Annotated in this window: 1 protein-coding gene; it reads left to right on the top strand. The window is 55.8% G+C overall.

Annotation, left to right across the window (positions count from 1 at the left end; genetic code table 11):
* Nucleotides 1–12: 12 nt before the first annotated feature.
* Nucleotides 13–283, top strand: a 271-nt coding sequence (locus F1735_RS34845) for a hypothetical protein (protein WP_167241619.1), incomplete at its 3' end; no start/stop codon positions are given.

The raw sequence follows: 283 nt of genomic DNA on the forward strand, positions 1-283 counted from the left end.
ACCAGGCAGTTCATGCCGCGTTTTGACAAGTATTTTGTCGGCGTCATTCTTCTTGCCATCGCAGGCATCGTCTTGCGAACACTCGGCCTTCAGGTGGCCGTGATCCAGGTGACGATCGCCTTGTTATTTACGCATGCGATTGCCCCCGTGGTGGCGATCCTCGCCCTCAGAGGCCGGGCGGTTTTTGCGCGCTGGTATCTGGTAGCGCAGCTGGTGTATAACGCGGCCCTGATCATCGGCATTGCCGGGATTCGGTTGGCGGAACTGAGTTATGAAAATTATT

The organism is Massilia genomosp. 1, from assembly GCF_011682185.1.
GTDB classification, from domain to species: Bacteria; Pseudomonadota; Gammaproteobacteria; order Burkholderiales; family Burkholderiaceae_D; genus Telluria_A; species Telluria_A rubra.